17 protein-coding genes are annotated in these 16,844 nt (G+C 74.2%); 6 read left to right on the top strand and 11 right to left on the bottom strand.

The features are described from left to right. The first annotated feature begins 14 nt into the window (after window positions 1-14). Complete coding sequence (locus ACH4ZA_RS00585) at window positions 15-989, top strand: peptidoglycan-binding domain-containing protein (protein ID WP_319277097.1); 975 nt, start codon at window positions 15-17, stop codon at window positions 987-989. A gap of 4 nt (window positions 990-993) precedes the next feature. On the opposite strand, the gene ACH4ZA_RS00580 is transcribed toward ACH4ZA_RS00585, so the two are convergent. Genes ACH4ZA_RS00580 through tsaB form a run of 4 tightly spaced genes read right to left on the bottom strand, consistent with a single transcriptional unit; the run spans window position 994 to window position 3,527 of the window. Further along, a complete protein-coding gene (locus ACH4ZA_RS00580; RefSeq protein ID WP_319277098.1) occupies window positions 994-1,263 on the bottom strand; it encodes a hypothetical protein in 270 nt (89 codons plus the stop codon). Further along, window positions 1,260-2,360: a tRNA (adenosine(37)-N6)-threonylcarbamoyltransferase complex transferase subunit TsaD gene (tsaD, locus tag ACH4ZA_RS00575; protein ID WP_319277100.1), complete on the bottom strand. Its 1,101-nt coding sequence runs from the start codon at window positions 2,358-2,360 to the stop codon at window positions 1,260-1,262. Before tsaD ends, ACH4ZA_RS00580 begins: the two co-directional genes overlap by 4 nt. Beyond that, window positions 2,353-2,877, bottom strand: a complete 525-nt coding sequence (gene rimI, locus ACH4ZA_RS00570) for a ribosomal protein S18-alanine N-acetyltransferase (RefSeq protein WP_319277102.1) — start codon at window positions 2,875-2,877, stop codon at window positions 2,353-2,355. The genes tsaD and rimI overlap by 8 nt, the downstream gene beginning before the upstream one ends. Beyond that, window positions 2,874-3,527: a tRNA (adenosine(37)-N6)-threonylcarbamoyltransferase complex dimerization subunit type 1 TsaB gene (tsaB, locus tag ACH4ZA_RS00565; protein ID WP_319277104.1), complete on the bottom strand. Its 654-nt coding sequence runs from the start codon at window positions 3,525-3,527 to the stop codon at window positions 2,874-2,876. Before tsaB ends, rimI begins: the two co-directional genes overlap by 4 nt. Before the next feature lie 154 nt (window positions 3,528-3,681). On the opposite strand from tsaB, the gene ACH4ZA_RS00560 reads away from it, so the two are divergent. Then, window positions 3,682-4,230 (top strand): hypothetical protein, encoded by a 549-nt coding sequence (locus ACH4ZA_RS00560; protein WP_319277106.1) that lies wholly within the window; start codon window positions 3,682-3,684, stop codon window positions 4,228-4,230. Window positions 4,231-4,275: 45 nt separating this feature from the next. Here ACH4ZA_RS00560 and ACH4ZA_RS00555 read toward each other — a convergent pair whose 3' ends face one another. The 6 genes from ACH4ZA_RS00555 to ACH4ZA_RS00530 form a co-directional block, all read right to left on the bottom strand. Next, window positions 4,276-4,446: a hypothetical protein gene (locus tag ACH4ZA_RS00555; RefSeq protein WP_319277107.1), complete on the bottom strand. Its 171-nt coding sequence runs from the start codon at window positions 4,444-4,446 to the stop codon at window positions 4,276-4,278. Window positions 4,447-4,773: 327 nt separating this feature from the next. Continuing rightward, window positions 4,774-5,286, bottom strand: a complete 513-nt coding sequence (tsaE, locus tag ACH4ZA_RS00550) for a tRNA (adenosine(37)-N6)-threonylcarbamoyltransferase complex ATPase subunit type 1 TsaE (RefSeq protein WP_057584656.1) — start codon at window positions 5,284-5,286, stop codon at window positions 4,774-4,776. After that, window positions 5,252-6,505 carry an alpha/beta hydrolase gene (locus tag ACH4ZA_RS00545; RefSeq protein WP_319277108.1) on the bottom strand — a complete coding sequence of 418 codons (1,254 nt, stop codon included), beginning with the start codon at window positions 6,503-6,505 and terminating at the stop codon, window positions 5,252-5,254. Before ACH4ZA_RS00545 ends, tsaE begins: the two co-directional genes overlap by 35 nt. A 55-nt stretch (window positions 6,506-6,560) precedes the next feature. Beyond that, on the bottom strand, window positions 6,561-7,724 hold the full coding sequence (gene alr, locus ACH4ZA_RS00540; RefSeq protein ID WP_398427417.1) for an alanine racemase: 1,164 nt from the start codon (window positions 7,722-7,724) through the stop codon (window positions 6,561-6,563). A 224-nt stretch (window positions 7,725-7,948) separates the two neighbouring features. Next, on the bottom strand, window positions 7,949-9,388 hold the full coding sequence (locus tag ACH4ZA_RS00535) for an NAD(P)H-hydrate dehydratase (RefSeq protein ID WP_398427416.1): 1,440 nt from the start codon (window positions 9,386-9,388) through the stop codon (window positions 7,949-7,951). A 46-nt stretch (window positions 9,389-9,434) separates the two neighbouring features. Continuing rightward, window positions 9,435-9,806 carry a holo-ACP synthase gene (locus ACH4ZA_RS00530; RefSeq protein WP_266726341.1) on the bottom strand — a complete coding sequence of 124 codons (372 nt, stop codon included), beginning with the start codon at window positions 9,804-9,806 and terminating at the stop codon, window positions 9,435-9,437. 168 nt (window positions 9,807-9,974) lie between these two features. Here ACH4ZA_RS00530 and ACH4ZA_RS00525 point away from each other — a divergent pair, with 168 nt between their 5' ends. Together ACH4ZA_RS00525 and ACH4ZA_RS00520 are read left to right on the top strand one after the other, a co-directional pair. Then, entirely contained in the window at window positions 9,975-10,964 is a 990-nt protein-coding gene (locus ACH4ZA_RS00525) for a hypothetical protein (RefSeq protein WP_398427414.1), read from the top strand. Continuing rightward, the gene (locus ACH4ZA_RS00520) at window positions 10,961-12,724 is read left to right on the top strand and encodes an insulinase family protein (protein WP_319277115.1); all 1,764 of its coding nucleotides are present in this window, start codon (window positions 10,961-10,963) and stop codon (window positions 12,722-12,724) included. Before ACH4ZA_RS00525 ends, ACH4ZA_RS00520 begins: the two co-directional genes overlap by 4 nt. 91 nt (window positions 12,725-12,815) lie before the next feature. Here the strand turns inward: ACH4ZA_RS00520 and glmS are convergent, their stop codons facing one another. Then, complete coding sequence (glmS, locus tag ACH4ZA_RS00515) at window positions 12,816-14,663, bottom strand: glutamine--fructose-6-phosphate transaminase (isomerizing) (protein WP_398427413.1); 1,848 nt, start codon at window positions 14,661-14,663, stop codon at window positions 12,816-12,818. A gap of 221 nt (window positions 14,664-14,884) precedes the next feature. Here glmS and coaA point away from each other — a divergent pair, with 221 nt between their 5' ends. Together coaA and ACH4ZA_RS00505 are read left to right on the top strand one after the other, a co-directional pair. Continuing rightward, window positions 14,885-15,853, top strand: a complete 969-nt coding sequence (gene coaA / locus ACH4ZA_RS00510; protein WP_319277119.1) for a type I pantothenate kinase — start codon at window positions 14,885-14,887, stop codon at window positions 15,851-15,853. Between the two features lie 16 nt (window positions 15,854-15,869). Beyond that, the gene (locus ACH4ZA_RS00505; RefSeq protein ID WP_319277120.1) at window positions 15,870-16,793 is read left to right on the top strand and encodes a DUF389 domain-containing protein; all 924 of its coding nucleotides are present in this window, start codon (window positions 15,870-15,872) and stop codon (window positions 16,791-16,793) included. Window positions 16,794-16,844: the final 51 nt, after the last annotated feature.

Genomic DNA, 16,844 nt, shown 5'->3' with positions numbered 1-16,844 from the left:
AGAGGTGCTTCAGCGTGAGCGAAACGCAGCGTGGTGTCTGTCCGTTGTGCGGTGCGCCCCGCGCCGCGGACGGCGCCCCCGCGTGCGTGTGCGCCCGGCTCGCGTCCGACGCCCACCGCAGCGCGCGCACGGCGGAGGCGGCCGCCGCCGAGGACTTCGATCCGGTGCGCATCCGGCCGTTCGTCGTGTTCGACGCCGGGGGCGGCCCCCAGGACGACGCCGGGCCCGGGCGTCCGACCGCAGCGGGCCCGGCGCCCGCGGGAGAGCCCGTCGAGCCGCCCTCCACGGAAGGGGCCGAGTCGGACCGGAAGGCCTACGGCGCAAAAGAGTTAGAGCCGGGCGAGGACACGGGCGAGGGCGAGCCGGCCGGCGGCTCCGGGGCCGGTGCGGGTGCGGGTGACGCCGCGCGCCCGGACCGCCGCCGGAGCCCCGTGCGCCTGCTGGTGCTCGCCGGCGTCCTCGCGACCGCCGTGACCGCGGCGGTGCTCGCCGGATTCCTCCTGTACGACGGTCCCACGCGCGACGGCGCGCTCCCCGCGGACGTACGGGCCCCGGTGCCCGACGTGACGTCCGGCCGCGTCACCACGGCCGGGAAGGCGAGCCCGCGACCCTCGCGGACACGGCCGTCGCCGACCGCCTCCGACTCCCCCGGCACGCCGTCCCCCACCCCGGCGGCGCCCACCCGGTCCGCCGCGCCGCCCCCGGCTCCCTCCAGGGCCGCCTCCGCAGACGCGTCCCCGCAGCCGCGGCCCACCGTCTCCGCGCCACCGGTGCTGCGGCTCGGGGACACGGGTCCCGAGGTGGCCGAACTCCAGGCGCGGCTGCGTCGGATCGGCTACCCGGGAGGCGGCGCCGAGGGCGTGTACGACCACGACGTCGAGAACGCGGTCCGCTCCTACCAGCTCACCCGCGCGGTGCGGGAGGACGAGTCCGGGGTGTACGGCGCCGCGACCCGCACATCGCTGGAGGCGGAGACCGACGAGCCCTGACCGCTCAGGGCCGGTCCGGTACCGCCTCGAACCGCCAGCGGTGCACCGCCCTGGCCACCAACTCGCCTTCGGGCTCCGGAAGTTCGGGCAGGCCGGCGTCGTCGTACCCGGCGTCCCACCAGGTGATGACGAGCACCCGGTCCTGCGGAGCCCGGAAGGTCTCGCTGCGCAGGGGCCCCGGCGCGAGCCGCCGCGCCTGCTCCTGCGCCCAGTGCAGCAGCTCCCCGCCCCGGCCGGCCCTCGCCCGGGCCTCCCACATCAGCGCGACGGTCATGAGTACAGGTTGTCCTTGGCGACCTCGTGCACATGGTCGTGACCGTGGCCGTGCCGGGCGGGCACGTGCGGGTCGGTCACCGGCAGCGACGAGTCCGCGGACAGGTCCCAGCCGGACGCGGCCCGGCCCCGGGCGACCATCTCCGCGCCCAGCGCCGCCACCATCGCGCCGTTGTCCGTGCACAGCTTGGGGCGCGGCACGCGCAGCCGGATCCCGGCCGCCTCGCAGCGCTCCTGGGCGAGCGTCCGCAGCCGGGAGTTGGCGGCCACGCCGCCGCCGATCATCAGGTGGTCGACGCCCTCGTCCTTGCACGCCCGGACGGCCTTGCGGGTCAGGACGTCCACGACCGCCTCCTGGAAGGAGGCCGCCACGTCGCGCACCGGGACCTCCTCGCCCGCCGCCCGCTTCGCCTCGATCCAGCGGGCCACCGACGTCTTCAGACCGGAGAAGGAGAAGTCGTACGCCGGGTCGCGCGGGCCGGTCAGACCGCGGGGGAACGCGATCGCCGTCGGGTCGCCCTCACGGGCGTAGCGGTCGATGACCGGGCCGCCCGGGAAGCCCAGGTTCAGCACCCGGGCGATCTTGTCGAAGGCCTCGCCCGCCGCGTCGTCGATGGTCGCGCCCAGCGGACGCACGTCGGCGGTGATGTCGGTGGACAGCAGCAGCGAGGAGTGTCCGCCGGACACCAGCAGCGCCATCGTCGGCTCGGGCAGCGCGCCGTGCTCCAGCTGGTCCACGCAGATGTGCGAGGCGAGGTGGTTGACGCCGTAGAGGGGCTTGCCGAGGGCGTAGGCGTAGGCCTTCGCCGCCGAGACGCCGACCAGCAGCGCGCCGGCGAGCCCAGGACCCGCGGTGACCGCGATGCCGTCGAGGTCCTTCGCGCTCACGCCCGCGTCCTTCAGCGCACGCTCGATGGTCGGGACCATCGCCTCCAGGTGGGCCCGGGACGCCACCTCCGGCACGACACCGCCGAAGCGGGCGTGCTCGTCGACGCTGGAGGCGATCGCGTCGGCCAGCAGGGTCGTGCCGCGCACGACGCCCACGCCGGTCTCGTCGCAGGAGGTCTCGATCCCCAGAACGAGGGGTTCGTCAGCCATTGGTCTCGTTTCCCTGTGTTCCCGCTACGGATGTCGATGGGTCGGTGAGGCGCATCACCAGGGCGTCCACGTTGCCCGGCTGGTAGTAGCCGCGCCGGAACCCGATGGCCTCGAACCCGAAACGCTCGTAGAGCTTCTGGGCGCGGACGTTGTCGATGCGGCACTCGAGCAGGACCTCGGCGCACTCGAAGGCGGTCGCCGCGCTCAGCAGCTCCGTCAGCAGCCGGCCGCCGAGGCCGGTGCCCCAGTGGTCGCGGGCGACGGCGATGGTCTGGACGTCGGCGACGTCCCCGGCGGCGGCCAGACCCGCGTACCCGACGATCCGGTCGTCCGCGCACGGGTCGACCGCGACGAGATAGCGCCGGGTCGCCTCCGGGCCGCGGGCGTGGGCCAGGTCGGACCAGAACATGCCCCGGGACCAGGCGTCCTCGGGGAAGAGGTCCTTCTCCAGTTCGAGCACGCGCTCGATGTCCCACCAGCGCATCTCGCGCAGCACGAGGTCGACGGATTCGGTCACTTGGGGGTGACCACCTTGTAGTTCCTGGGCACCTGGGCGTCCGGCCGGCGCAGGTACAGGGGCCGTGGCGCGGGCAGTTCCACGCCCGCGGCCAGCCGCTCCGCCGCGAGACCCGCGAGGGCCGCCGCGGAGACGTGCTCGGGTTCGTGCGCGCGGGGGAACGCGTCCGGGTAGAGCAGTGCGCCCGCGCCGACGGCGGGCAGCCCGGCCACCTCGTCGGCGATGTCGGCGGGCCGGTCCACGGCGGGGCCGGACACCCGGGTGCGGGAGTCGGCGTAACGCGCCCAGTAGACCTCCTTGCGGCGGGCGTCGGTCGCCACCACGAAGGGCCCTTCGAGGTCGGAGGCGTAGGCGAGGCCGTCGAGGGTGCACAGGCCGTGCACGGGGACGCCGAGCGCCAGCCCGAAGGTGTCGGCGGTCATCAGACCGACTCTCAGCCCCGTGTAGGGACCGGGGCCGACGCCGACGACGATCCCGGTGACGGCGTCGAGCGCGAGCCCGGCGCCGGCGAGCAGGCGGTCGACGGCCGGCAGCAGCAGCTCGCCGTGCCGGCGCGCGTCCACCTGACTCGAGGAGGCGATGACGTCCGTGCCGTCGTGCAGGGCGACGGTGACGGCGGGGGTGGCGGTATCCAGAGCGAGCAAGAGCACGCAAACAGCCTACGGCTCCCGTGCCCCCGACACCGCCGTCCCGGTAGGAGCCGTGACGACTGCTAACGTCGCCGCGAAACATGACGTACATCACGTACGGGACAGAACGCGGAAGAGGCCCGGAACGGGCGCAGGACGGACGAGGTGGTCACCGGTGCCCAGCAGCAGCTCGACTTTCGTGGCCGGGCTCACCGCGGCCGCCCTGGCGACGGTCGGGTTCCTCGCGTTCCAGGCGTCCGCGAACGCGCCCGACGACCCGGCCGAGCCGCGTCGCGGCAGCGCGCCCGCGAAGACGGCGAAGACGCCCGGGGGCATCGCCTCGACGGCGCTGCCCGACGGCTCGGGCGCGGGCGAGCGGGTGGTGTACGCGCTGGCGGCCGACCGGGTCTGGCTGGTCGGCGCGGACGGTCGCGTCAACCGCACGTTCAAGGTCGCCCCCGGCAGTGTGGACCCGCCGCCGGGCAGCTATGCGGTCCGCTCCCGGTCGGGCGCGATCACCGGCACCGACGGCACCCCGATCGAGCACGTCGTGCGGTTCGCCGAGGTGGACGGCGTGACGATCGGCTTCAGCGCGGCCCTGGACGGCTCTCCGCCCGAGCCCGACCCGAGGGTGCAGACGGGCGGCATCCGGGAGACCGTCGCGGACGGCGACGCGATGTGGGCGTTCGCGACCATCGGCCGACGGGTCGAGGTGGTCGGGTAGGGCACCTCGTGCGGACCGGCCCGCGCCGCGCCGTCCTATGACGCGTCAGGCCGCCCGGCGGCGGGCCGGCTTCTTCGCCGGTGCCGGGTCGGGCAGCCGCGGAGGGGTCGAGACGGCTTCGGCGGCCGCGCACGAGGCCAGCAGGTCGCGCATGGACACGGCGGGGGCGGGCGCGAGGGGACGCGACGGCCGGGGCGGGGGCTCGGTGGCCGGCATGGACGCCTCCTGAGATTCGGGGGCGGGCGCGGTTAGGTAGACCTAACTACGAACTGGATACCATGTGACCACGCCCCCGACACGGAACGCAACATTTTGCCGACGCGTTGTCGGAACCTTCACCGGGTCACGTCGGACCCGCTCGACGGGCACACCCCGGCACGGCAGCGCCCGGCCGGAGCACGCCTCGGGGCCCGCAGCGCACCCCGGGCAGGCACGCCCCGCACCTCCTCCACGGCAGTCCGCAGCACGCCCGGCCGGAGCATGCCCATCCGGCGTGCGTCAGGCCGGAGCACGCCCATCCGGCGTACGTCAGGCCGGAGCACGTCAGGCAGACAGCACGCCGAGGTCCGCCGAGGCCCATCGCCGCCCGAGCGCCGACACGGTCACGTGCCGCACCTCGTCGTCCGTGTCGCCGACCGCCCGGTGGATGCGGATCTGGAGCCGGTCGTCGGTCAGCTCCTCGACCTTGCCCTCGCCCCACTCCACGACGATCACCGACTCGGGCAGCGACACGTCGAGGTCCAGGTCCTCCATCTCGTCGAGCCCGCCGCCCAGGCGGTACGCGTCGACGTGGACCAGCGGCGGACCGTCCCCGAGGGCCGGGTGCACCCGGGCGATCACGAACGTCGGGGAGGTGACCGCGCCCCGGACCCCGAGCCCCTCGCCGAGCCCGCGGGTGAGCGTCGTCTTGCCCGCCCCGAGCTCCCCGCTCAGCATCACGAGATCGCCGGCGCGCAGCACCTTGGCCAGTCGACGGCCGAAGTCCCGCATCTGCTCGGGGGAGTTGACGGTGATCCGAAGGTCAGCCGGGTGGTGCGGCGCTGCTGGTGTCTCCATAACCTCCCACGGTAGCCCCTGCCGGCACGGCGCCCGCGCGCGTGAGCAGGTCGGCGAGGCGGTCGGTGACCACTTCCGGGTGCTCCAGCATCACGAGGTGCCCGGCGTCGGGGACGAGGACCAGTTCGGCGTCCGGCAGCATGTCGGCGATCGCCTCGCTGTGCTCGCTCGGCGTCACCAGGTCCCCGATGCCGGCCAGCACCAGCACCGGCATGTCCGTGAAGCAGGCGAGCGCCTCGGTCTTGTCGTGGTCGGTGAACGCCGGGTAGAACTCGGCGACCACGTCGATCGGCGTGCTCTCGATCATCCGCTCGGCGAACCGCGCCACCGCCGGGTCCACGTCACGGGACGCGAACGAGTACCGCTTGATGATCCCGGCGAAGAGATCGGCGGTCGCCCGGCGCCCCTTCTCCACCAGGGCCGCCTGCTGCCCGAGCGCCCTCAGCACGCCCGGCAGCACCCGCCGGACCGCGTTCACGCCGGCGACCGGCAGTCCGAAGTTGACCTCGCCGAGCCGCCCGGACGACGTGCCCACGAACGCGGTCGCGACGACCCGCTCGCGGATCAGCTCGGGATACAGGGCGGCCAGGGCCATCACCGTCATCCCGCCCATGGAGTGCCCGACGAGCACGATCGGCCCCTCCGGCACGGCCGCGTCGACGACGGCCCGCAGATCGCGCCCCAGCTGGTCGATGGTGACCGGCACGCCGTCGCGGGTCTGGGCGTTGCCGCGTCCGGACCTGCCGTGGCTGCGCTGGTCCCAGTGCACGGTCCGCACGACACCCCGCAGGGCCGCCCGCTGGAAGTGCCAGGAGTCCTGGTTGAGGCAGTAGCCGTGACTGAAGACCACGGTGACGGGCAGCGGCGCCTTGCGCCCGAAGAGCCTGCGCCGCCGGTTCGCCGGGCCGCCCTGCGGCTCGACGTCGTCGACCTCGTAGTACAGCTCGGTGCCGTCGTCGGCGTACGCCTTGCCCGGGGTGCCGCGCAGCCCGCCGTACGGTCCCGCCGAGTCGAGCGCCAGCCGGGCCTTGGCCCGCATGCCCCGCCCCACGGTCATCCGCTCCAGGGCGACGCCGGCCGCGGCGCCCGCGGCGATCACGCCTATCGCGGCGCCCGCGATGCCGGTCGCCCGGCGCCACCCTCCTGCCGCCCCCGTCGCGGAGGCGGCGGCGACCGCCGTGGCGGCGCTCGCCACCGCCTCCGCGCTGCTCTCGCTCACGTGCCGCTCCTCCTGGGCCGATGTCCGTGCACTGACTGCGGGTTACCCGGTCCGCTCACTCATTCACATAGACGCGGGGAACACGCGATCCGATGCGCGTGACGATCTCGTACCCGATGGTTCCGGCCGCCTGCGCCCAGTCCTGCGCCGTCGGTTCGCCGCGGTCGCCCGGTCCGAAGAGGACCGCCTCCGCGCCGGGGCCCGGATCGTCCCCGCCGAGGTCGACGACGAACTGGTCCATCGCGATGCGGCCTGCGGCCGTCCGCCACTTGCCGCCGACCAGGACCGGACCGGACCCGGAGGCGTGCCGGGGCACGCCGTCGGCGTACCCGAGGGGCACCAGTCCGAGCGTCGTCTCGCCCGGGGTGACGTAGTGGTGGCCGTAGCTCACGCCGTGCCCGCCGGGGACGTGCTTCACCAGGGCCAGCGGGGCCGAGAGAGTCATCACCGGCCGCAGCCCGAGGTCGGCGGCGGAGCCCAGCTCGGGGCTGGGCGAGAGGCCGTACATCGCGACCCCGGGGCGGACCAGGTCGAAGTGGGTCTCCGGGAGGGTGAGCGTGGCCGGGGAGTTGGCGATGTGCCGCACCTCGGGCCGGGCGCCCTGCCGCTCGGCGTACGCCGTCATCTCGCGGAACAGCTCGACCTGGGCGGCGACGGAGGGGTGCCCCGGCTCGTCGGCACAGGCGAGGTGCGACCAGAGGCCGGTGATCCGCACCAGTCCCTCGCGCTCGGCGCGCAGCGCCTCCCCGACGAGCTCGGGCCAGTCGGCGGGCTGGCATCCGTTGCGTCCGAGCCCGGTGTCGGCCTTCAGCTGCACCCGGGCGGCCCGCCCGGCGGCCCGGGCGCCCTCGACGGCCTCCCGCAGCGCCCAGAGCCCGCTCAGCGACACGTCGAGACCGGCCTCGACGGCCTCCCGCCAGGGCCCGCCCGGCGTCCACAGCCAGCACATGATCCGGACGTGCGCGGGCAGTCCGGCATGCGCGAGCAGCGCGAGGGCCTCCTCGGGCGTGGCGACGCCCACCCAGGCGGCGCCCGCCTCGACGGCGGCGCGGGCGCAGGGGGCGGCGCCGTGCCCGTATCCGTCCGCCTTCACCACGGCCATGAACGCCGCGCCCGGCGCCTTCGCGCGCAGGGTACGCACGTTGGCCCGCAGCGCGGCCAGGTCGATCTCGGCGTGGGCGCGCAGCGGGGCGGCGGGCGGCTTGGCAGTCTCACTCATCGCGCCCAGTGTCGCAGAGCGGCCGAACCACGCTCCCGGCACCGGGCCGACGTCCCCGCCCGGCGCCCCGTCGGACGGCGCACGCCGGGAACGCTCTCACCCGGGGCCGGTACAAGACCGTCGGCGCCGCCCGGCGGCACACCGCCCGCCGGCACACCGCCCGGCAGCGCTCCACCAGCGCATCGCGCCCGCCGGGCCCGGCACAGGAGACGAACACGGTCGTCTCAGTCGCGCACGTCCCGCCAGGCGCGCGGGATCGCCTCGGCCACGTCGTGCGCCCCGGCCGGCGCCCCGTCCGCCGCGTACCGGCCCGCCAGGCCGTGCAGGTACGCCCCGACGCTCCCCGCGTCCAGCGCCCCGAGCCCGGCCGCCAGCAACGAACCCGCGAGCCCCGACAGCACGTCCCCGCTGCCGGCCGTGGCGAGCCACGCCGTCCCGGTGGCGTTGACCCGCACGGCGCCCTCGCCGCCGGCGTCGGCGACCAGCGTCGTCGACCCCTTCAGCAGCACCGTCGCCCGGTAGCGCGCCGCCAGCTCCCGCACCGAGGCCAGCCGGGCGCCCTCGACCTGCTCGCGCGCCACGCCCAGCAGCGCGGCCGCCTCTCCGGCGTGCGGAGTCATCAGCGTCGGCGCGGCACGCCCCCGCACCGCGTCGGCGTCCGCCAGCCGCAGCCCGTCGGCGTCGATCAGCACGGGCACCTCGGCGGCCAGCACCTCCGCGACCGTCGCCGCGTCGTCCCCGGCGCCCGGGCCGACGACCCAGGCCTGCACCCGTCCGGCGTGCGCGGGCCCCCGCTCCGACACGAGCGTCTCGGGAAACCGCGCGAGGACCGCGTCCCCGGCCGGTCCGACGTACCGCACCGCCCCCGCGCCGCCGCGCAGCGCGCCCGCGACGGCGAGCACGGCGGCCCCCGGATACCGGGCCGACCCGGCGGCGATCCCGACGACGCCCCGCCGGTACTTGTCGCTCTCCCCGCCCGGCGCCGGCAGCAGCGCGGCCGTGTCCGCGTGCTGCAGCGCCTCCAGCTCGGGCACGGCCGGCAGACGCTCGCCGAGCCCGATGTCGACGAACCGCACCGAACCGGCGTACGCGCGCGCGGGATCGACCAGCAGCGCCGGCTTGTGCGTGCCGAAGGTGACGGTGACGTCGGCGCGCATCGCGCTCCCGTGCACCTCTCCGGTGTCCGCGTCCACACCGCTGGGCAGGTCGACGGCGACGACGAGGGCCCGGGCCCGCTCGACGAGCCCGGCGAGATCCGCCGCCTCCGGCCGCAGACCGCCCTTGCCGCCGATCCCGACGATCCCGTCGAGCACCAGGTCGGCGCGGCGGACCGGGTCGCCGGCGCCCTCGGGCGTCACGGTCGTGCCGCCGGCCCGGCGCAACGCCGTCAGCCCGCCGGAATGGGTCCGCCCGGGCGCGAGGAGGACGGCGGTCACCCCGGCCCCGCGCCGGGCGAGCCGCGCCCCGGCGTACAGGGCGTCGCCCCCGTTGTCCCCGCTGCCGACCAGCAGCACGACCCGGCGTCCGTACACCCGGCCCAGCAGGTCGGCGCAGGCGGCGGCGAGCCCGGCGGCGGCCCGTTGCATGAGGGCCCCCTCCGGGACCCGGGCCATCAGCTCCCGCTCGGCACGACGGACGGTCTCGACGCAGTAGGCAGTACGCATACGGTCGAGTCTGCCCCGGTCTCCCCCGCCGCCGCACCCGCGCGCCTCACCCCTCGGCCACCACCACCGCCGAGGCGACGCCCGCGTCGTGACTCAGCGACACATGCCATCCCCGTACGCCCAGTTCGGCCGCCCGGGCGGCGACGCTCCCCTGCACCCGCAACCGGGGCCGCCCGCTCTCCTCGACGTACACCTCGGCATCGGTCCACAGCAGCCCGGGCGGGGCCCCGAGCGCCTTGGCCAGGGCCTCCTTCGCCGCGAACCGGGCGGCCAGCGAGGCCGCGCCCCTGCGCTCCCCGCTGGGCAGCAGCAACTCGCTCGGCAGGAACAGCCGCTCGGCGAGCCCGGGCGTGCGTTGCATGGACGCCGCGAAGCGCTCGATCTCGGCCACGTCGATACCGACCCCGATGATGCTCATGCCGAGCACCCTAGGGCCTCGGTGTCACCGCCTGGTGCTAGCCTGCGGCGACTTGATCGCGTCACATCACGTCAGGTCGAGAGCAGAGTTTCCAGCGGACTTTCACCGCCGCGCGCCCTGGGGGGCCAGCCCGCGCGCCGCGGACGGCGACGCCAGGGGGCGGGGGGAATGACCAGCAAGACCAGCAGCATGACCAGCGGCGGACTCATGGGCTCTACGGGGCCGACGTTCGACCCGTACGACAACACACCCGAGCTGATACCGCTGCGCACCGCCGCGCAGGCGGGGGACTGGCCGGCCGTCCGGGCCTACTTCGCGGGGCTCGGCTCCGTCGACAAGGTGTCCTCGGCCTCCAGCCTCCTCGCCGACACCGCCGGCGTCGAGGGCTTCCTGGAGCGGGCGGCGGCCGAATCGCCCGCGGACCCGCTGCCCCGCACGCTGCTCGCCGAGCGGTACGTGTACATCGGCTGGGACATCCGCAGCGGCGCCCGCGCCAAGGACGTCTCGCAGGACCAGTTCAGCCAGTTCCACGACTGGCTGCGGCGGGCCGAGCAGCTGCTGATCGAGGTCTGCGCCGAGCAACCCTCGTACGCCCCCGCCTGGACCGCCCGGCTGACGACCGCGCGCGGTCTGCAGCTGGGGCAGGCCGAGGCGCGCCGCCGCTACGACCGGCTGTCCGCGCACCACCCGCACCACTACCGCGCCCAGACGCAGCTGCTGCAGCAGCTGTGCCCGAAGTGGGGCGGCTCCTGGGAGGCGGCGCACGGCTTCGCCCGCGAGTGCGCCACCGGCGCCCCCGACGGATCGAACGCCGCCGCCGTGGTGGCCCTCGCCCACATCGAGCACTGGCTGGATCTGCCGAGCGGCGAGGACGCCGCCTACCTGCGGGGCGTGCCGGTCCGCGACGACCTGCGCTTCGCCGCCCAGGTCTCCGTGCTGCACCCCGGCCACCGGCCCGACTGGAACACGGTCGGCGCGCACAGCGCGTTCGCGTTCGCCTTCTCGCTGGGCGGCCACTACGCGGACGCGGCCCCGCACTTCGCCTTCCTCGGCGACCGCGCCACGGAGTACCCGTGGCAGTACCTGCCCGACAAGAAGTCGGCGTTCCTCGGCTTCCGCAAGGCCGCACTGGAAGCCCGTGGAGGCGGCGCCCGATGACCACGAACCTGCACAAGCACGACGGACTGGACGACGTGGACGCCCTCGCCGCTCTCGAGGGCCTCGTCTCGCACACCACCACGAACGGCGTGCCCACCCTCTACGCCCCCACCTCCGGCAAGGAGATCACCGCGGGCCTCTTCTTCCGGGTGGGCCGCGCCGACGAGACGCTGGCCACCGCCGGCGTCACCCACCTCGTCGAGCACCTCGCCCTGCACCGCCTGGGCCTGTCCGACCTGCACTACAACGGCGCGACGGCCAACGCGTACACCCTCTTCCACGTGCACGGCAGCGAGGAGGAGGTGGTCGAGTACCTGAACAGCGTGTGCGCCGGGCTGCGGGACCTGCCGATGGAGCGGCTGGAGACCGAACGGGAGATCCTGCGCACCGAGGCGGCCGGCCGCGGCGGCGGACCCCAGCACCAGATGCCGCTGTGGCGGTACGGCGCCCAGAGCTACGGCCTGTCCAGCTACAGCGAACTGGGCACCTGGAGCCTCACCCCCGACCAGGTCCGCCACTGGGCCGAAACCCGCTTCACCAGGGACAACGCGGTGCTGTGGATCACCAGCGACCACGTCCCCGAGGGCCTGGACCTGACCCTCCCGGGGGGCTCCCGCCTCCCCGCCCCGGCCGCGACCAGCGCCCTGCCCGTCACCCCGGCGTACATCAGCGGCGACGACGGACACGTGGTTCTCACCTCGGTGCTGCGCCGCTCCACAGCGGCCAGTGTCTTCGCGGACGTCCTCGGCCGGGCCCTCTTCCAGGACCTGCGCCAGGAGGGCGGTTACTCCTACTCCGCGGAGGCCGACTACAGTCCGCGCGACGCCGAGTACGCCACCCTCACCGCCTACGCCGACGCCCTTCCGCAGAAGCAGGACGCGGTCGTCGGCGGCTTCGTCGACACCCTCGCGCGGCTGCGCGCGGGCCGCATCGAGCAGGCCGAGCTGGACTCCGTCCGCGCCAAGCTCCTCAAGGTGTACGACGCCCCCGACCTCGGCGCCGCGGTGCTCCCCTCGTACGCGCTGAGCCTGCTGCTCGGACACCCTCTCCTCACCCCCGACCAGCACCGGGCCGAGCTGAACGCGGTGACGACGCAGGACCTGCACGAGGTCGCCCGCCAGGCGTGGGACAACGCACTGCTGCAGGTGCCGGGCCGCAGCGTCGACTGGGCGGGCCTCACCCTCGCCCCGCAGTTCTCGACGGCCGCCGTGACCGGCACCCGCCACCAGTCCCTGGAGAACGAGGACGTCACCCTGGTCATCGGCCCGGAGGGCGTCAGCCTGCTCACTCCGAGGGGCCCGGTCACCGTCCGCCACGACGCCTGCGCGGCGATGACCACGCGGCCCGACGGCGCCCGTACCCTCACCGGCCACGACGGCTTCTCGGTCACCGTGGAGCCGACCCTGTACAAGGGCGTCACACCGGACCGCATCGCGGCGCTGGACGCGGCCGTGCCCGGCGACGTGGTCGTCCGGATGCCGGCCCGCGAACCGGACCACATCCCGCAGCCGCGCAAGCAGCCCCGGACGGCCCGGGCGGCCGGCGCCGGCGGCTCGGTGCGGGGCTGGACCGCCGCCTTCTGGCTGGTGGCCCTGCTCGCGGCGGCCTGGGGCGTGCTGTGCGGGGTCATCACCGCCGACGAGTCCGCGATGGCGGACCCGGAGTGGGACGCGGTCACCGGCGTCTGGATCATGGAACTGCCGCTGCTCTTCGCCGCCTGGAAGCTGTTCGCGGCCCGCAGGCGCCGCACCCGGAGCTGAGCCCCCGTGTGTGTGGGGGGGGCCACTCGACGCCCCCCACACGAGCCCACGCTCCCCGGCGGGGGGGCCGGCATCCACTGCCCGGCGGCCCCTACTCCACGGTGACCGACTTCGCGAGGTTGCGCGGCTGATCCACCTCGTTGCCCCGCGCGGTCGCGAGCTCGCACGCGAACACCTGCAACGGCACCGTCGCCACCAGCGGCTGCAGCAGCACCGGCGTGGCGGGGATCCGCACCAGGTGGTCGGCGTACGGCACGACCGCCTCGTCCCCCTCCTCCGCGATCACGATCGTCCGCGCCCCCCGCGCCCGGATCTCCTGGATGTTGGAGACGATCTTGTCGTGCAGGACGGACCGGCCGCGCGGCGAGGGCACGACCACCACCACGGGCAGGTCCTCCTCGATGAGGGCGATCGGCCCGTGCTTCAGCTCCCCCGCCGCGAACCCCTCCGCGTGCATGTAGGCGAGCTCCTTCAGCTTGAGCGCGCCCTCCAGCGCGACGGGATAGCCCACGTGCCGGCCGAGGAACAGCACGGTGTCCTTGTCGGCCAGCGACCGTGCCAGCTCCCGCACCGGCTCCATGGTCTCCAGCACCCGCTCCACCTCGCCGGAGATCCGCGCCAGGTCCCGCACGACGGCCCGGATCTCGTCCCCCCACTTGGTGCCGCGCACCTGCCCGAGATAGAGGGCGACCAGATAGCACGCCACCAGCTGGGTCAGGAACGCCTTGGTGGAGGCGACGGCCACCTCCGGCCCCGCGTGCGTGTAGAGCACGGCGTCCGACTCACGGGGGATGGTCGACCCGTTGGTGTTGCAGATGGCGAGCACCTTCGAGCCCTGGTCCCGCGCGTGCCGCAGCGCCATCAGCGTGTCCATCGTCTCGCCGGACTGGGAGATGGCGATGACCAGGGAGCGCGGGTCCAGGATCGGGTCCCGGTAGCGGAACTCGCTGGCCAGCTCCACCTCGCACGGGATGCGCGTCCAGTGCTCGATGGCGTACTTGGCGATCAGCCCGGCATGGAAGGCCGTTCCGCAGGCGACGACGACGATCTTGTCGATCTCGCGCAGCTCCCGCGCCGGGATGCGCACCTCGTCGAGCGTCAGCGAGCCGCCGGCGTCGATCCGTCCCAGCAGGGTGTCGGCCACGGCCTTGGGCTGCTCGGCGATCTCCTTCAGCATGAAGTAGTCGTAGCCCCCCTTCTCCGCCGCCGACGCGTCCCAGTCGACGTGGTACGACCGCACCTGGGCCGGCCGGCCGTCGAACCCGGTGACCGTCACCGCGTCCCGGCGCAGCTCCACCACCTGGTCCTGGCCCAGCTCGATCGCCGACCGGGTGTGCGCGATGAACGCGGCGACGTCCGAGGCGAGGAAGGCCTCGCCCTCGCCGACGCCCACCACCAACGGCGAGTTGCGGCGCGCCCCGACCACCACGTCCGGCTCGTCCGCGTGCACCGCGACCAGCGTGAAAGCGCCCTCCAGCCGTCGGCACACCAGCCGCATCGCCTCCGCCAGGTCGGAGGTCACCGAGAACTCCTCGGCGAGCAGATGCGCGACGGCCTCGGTGTCGGTCTCGGACAGCAGCTCGTGTCCCCGCTCGGCCAGTTCGGCCCGCAGCTCCGCGAAGTTCTCGATGATCCCGTTGTGCACGACGGCGACGCGTCCGGCGTTGTCGAGGTGCGGATGGGCGTTGACGTCGGTGGGCCCGCCGTGCGTGGCCCACCGGGTGTGCCCGATGCCCGTCGTCCCGGCCGGCAGGGGCCGCTCCGTCAGCTCCTTCTCCAGATTGACGAGCTTGCCCGCCTTCTTCGCCGCCGCGAGCCCCCCGTCGGCCGGCACGGCGACGCCCGCCGAGTCGTATCCCCGGTACTCCAGCCGCTTCAGTCCGGCCATCACGACGTCGAGCGCCGACTGAGACCCCACGTATCCCACGATTCCGCACATGCGCGGCAGCCTACGGCCGAAGCGCCCCCCAAAAGAGCCTCCGCGTGCCCGATTCCGGAAATTCCCACCGCCGCACGAGCCCCCGTCCGCACCCGGCGCCCTACCCGGGCGCCCGCCCTGGACCCCACCCGAGCGGCTGCCCGCCGACGGCGTGACGGAACCCACCCGCCATCGCGTTCAAACTCCGTTAACAATGGACTGTGATCTCTCCGGTCTCCCCGATGCCCCGGAGCGCCCACCGGCACAGGCCGGAGGCGACTCCCTACGTCGACCTCACCCGATCCGAGTGGAGCGCGCTGCGGGAGAAGACCCCGCTGCCGCTGACCGCCGAGGAGGTCGAGAAGCTGCGCGGCCTGGGCGACGTCATCGACCTCGACGAGGTGCGGGACATCTACCTCCCGCTCTCCCGGCTCCTCAACCTCTACGTGGGCGCCACCGACGGCCTGCGCGGCGCCCTGAACACCTTCCTGGGCGAGAAGGGCTCGCAGTCCGGCACCCCCTTCGTCATAGGCGTCGCCGGATCGGTCGCCGTCGGCAAGTCGACGGTCGCCCGTCTGCTGCAGGCGCTGCTCTCCCGCTGGCCGGAGCACCCGCGCGTGGAACTGGTCACCACGGACGGCTTTCTGCTGCCCACCCGCGAACTCGAAGCCCGCGGCCTGATGTCCCGCAAAGGCTTCCCCGAGTCCTACGACCGCCGCGCGCTGACCCGCTTCGTCGCCGACATCAAGGCGGGCAAGGGCGAGGTCACCGCGCCGGTCTACTCACACCTGATCTACGACATCGTCCCCGACCGGCGGCTCACCGTCCGCCGCCCCGACATCCTCATCGTCGAGGGCCTGAACGTCCTTCAGCCCGCCCTGCCCGGCAGCGACGGCCGCACCCGCGTCGGCCTCGCCGACTACTTCGACTTCAGCGTGTACGTCGACGCGAGCATCGAGGACATCGAGCGCTGGTACCTCAGCCGGTTCCGGAAACTGCGTCAGACCGCCTTCCAGAACCCGGACTCGTACTTCCGCAAGTACACCCAGGTCTCCGAGGAGGAGGCCCTCGACTACGCCCGCACGCTCTGGCGCACCATCAACAAGCCGAACCTGGTGGAGAACATCGCCCCCACCCGCGGCCGGGCCGGCCTCGTGGTCCGCAAGGGCCCGGACCACAAGGTACAGCGGCTGCGCCTGCGCAAACTCTGACGGCTACCCTGCCCCCATGCTGCACCTGCGCCTCATCACACCGGCGGAGCGGACCGACGACGTGGTCCGTCTGATCGAGCGGACCGTCGGGGCCACGCACCTCGTGGTCCTGCCCCACGCCGCCCGCAACCCGGCCGGCGACGTCGTCCTGTGCGACGTGGCCCGCGAGGCGGGCGACGAACTCCTCTCCGCGCTTCAGGAGTTGGGACTGGAGGAGACCGGCTCGATCGCCGTGGAGAACATCGACCTGTCGCTCTCGCTGCGCGCGGACAAGGCCGAGGCGGAAGCCCCCGGCGAGGGCGCGGACGCGGTCCTGTGGGAGCACCTGACCGACGCCACCCACGAGGACTCGACGCTCTCCGTCACCTACCTCTCCTTCATCACGCTGGCCACGATGATCGCGGCCTGCGGTGTGGTGCTGGACAACGCGGTCCTCATCGTCGGCGCGATGGCGGTCGGCCCGGAGTTCGGCCCGCTCGCCGGCGTGTGCACGGCGATCGTGCAGCGCGCCCCCCGGCTGGCCGTTCGCTCGCTGATCGCCCTGCTGGTCGGCTTCGCGGCGGCGATGGCGGTGACCGTCGGCTTCAGCCTCTTCATGGACGCGGTAGGCCTGTTCAGCAAGGATCAGCTGGAGGGCGACCGCCCCCAGACCGGCTTCGTCTACGCCCCGGACTGGTTCTCCTTCGTCGTCGCCGTACTCGCCGGAATCGCCGGCACCCTCTCCCTGACCTCGGCGAAGTCGGGCGCCTTGGTGGGCGTGGCGATCTCGGTGACGACGGTCCCGGCGGCGGCGAACGCGGCGGTCGCCCTCAGCTACGGCGACATGGGCCAGACCTGGGGCTCGGCGAAACAGCTCCTCCTGAACCTCCTGGGCATCATCCTGGCCGGCACCCTGACCCTCCTGACCCAGAAATGGGCCTGGTCGAAACAGAACCCCTGACCCCCCAAAGGGGCGCGGGGAACTGCGCGACGACAACAGACCCGCACCACC

It is taken from the genome of Streptomyces sp. NPDC020597, from assembly GCF_044335095.1.
Lineage (GTDB): Bacteria > Actinomycetota > Actinomycetes > Streptomycetales > Streptomycetaceae > Streptomyces.
This window is presented reverse-complemented; position numbering and strand designations above follow the sequence as displayed.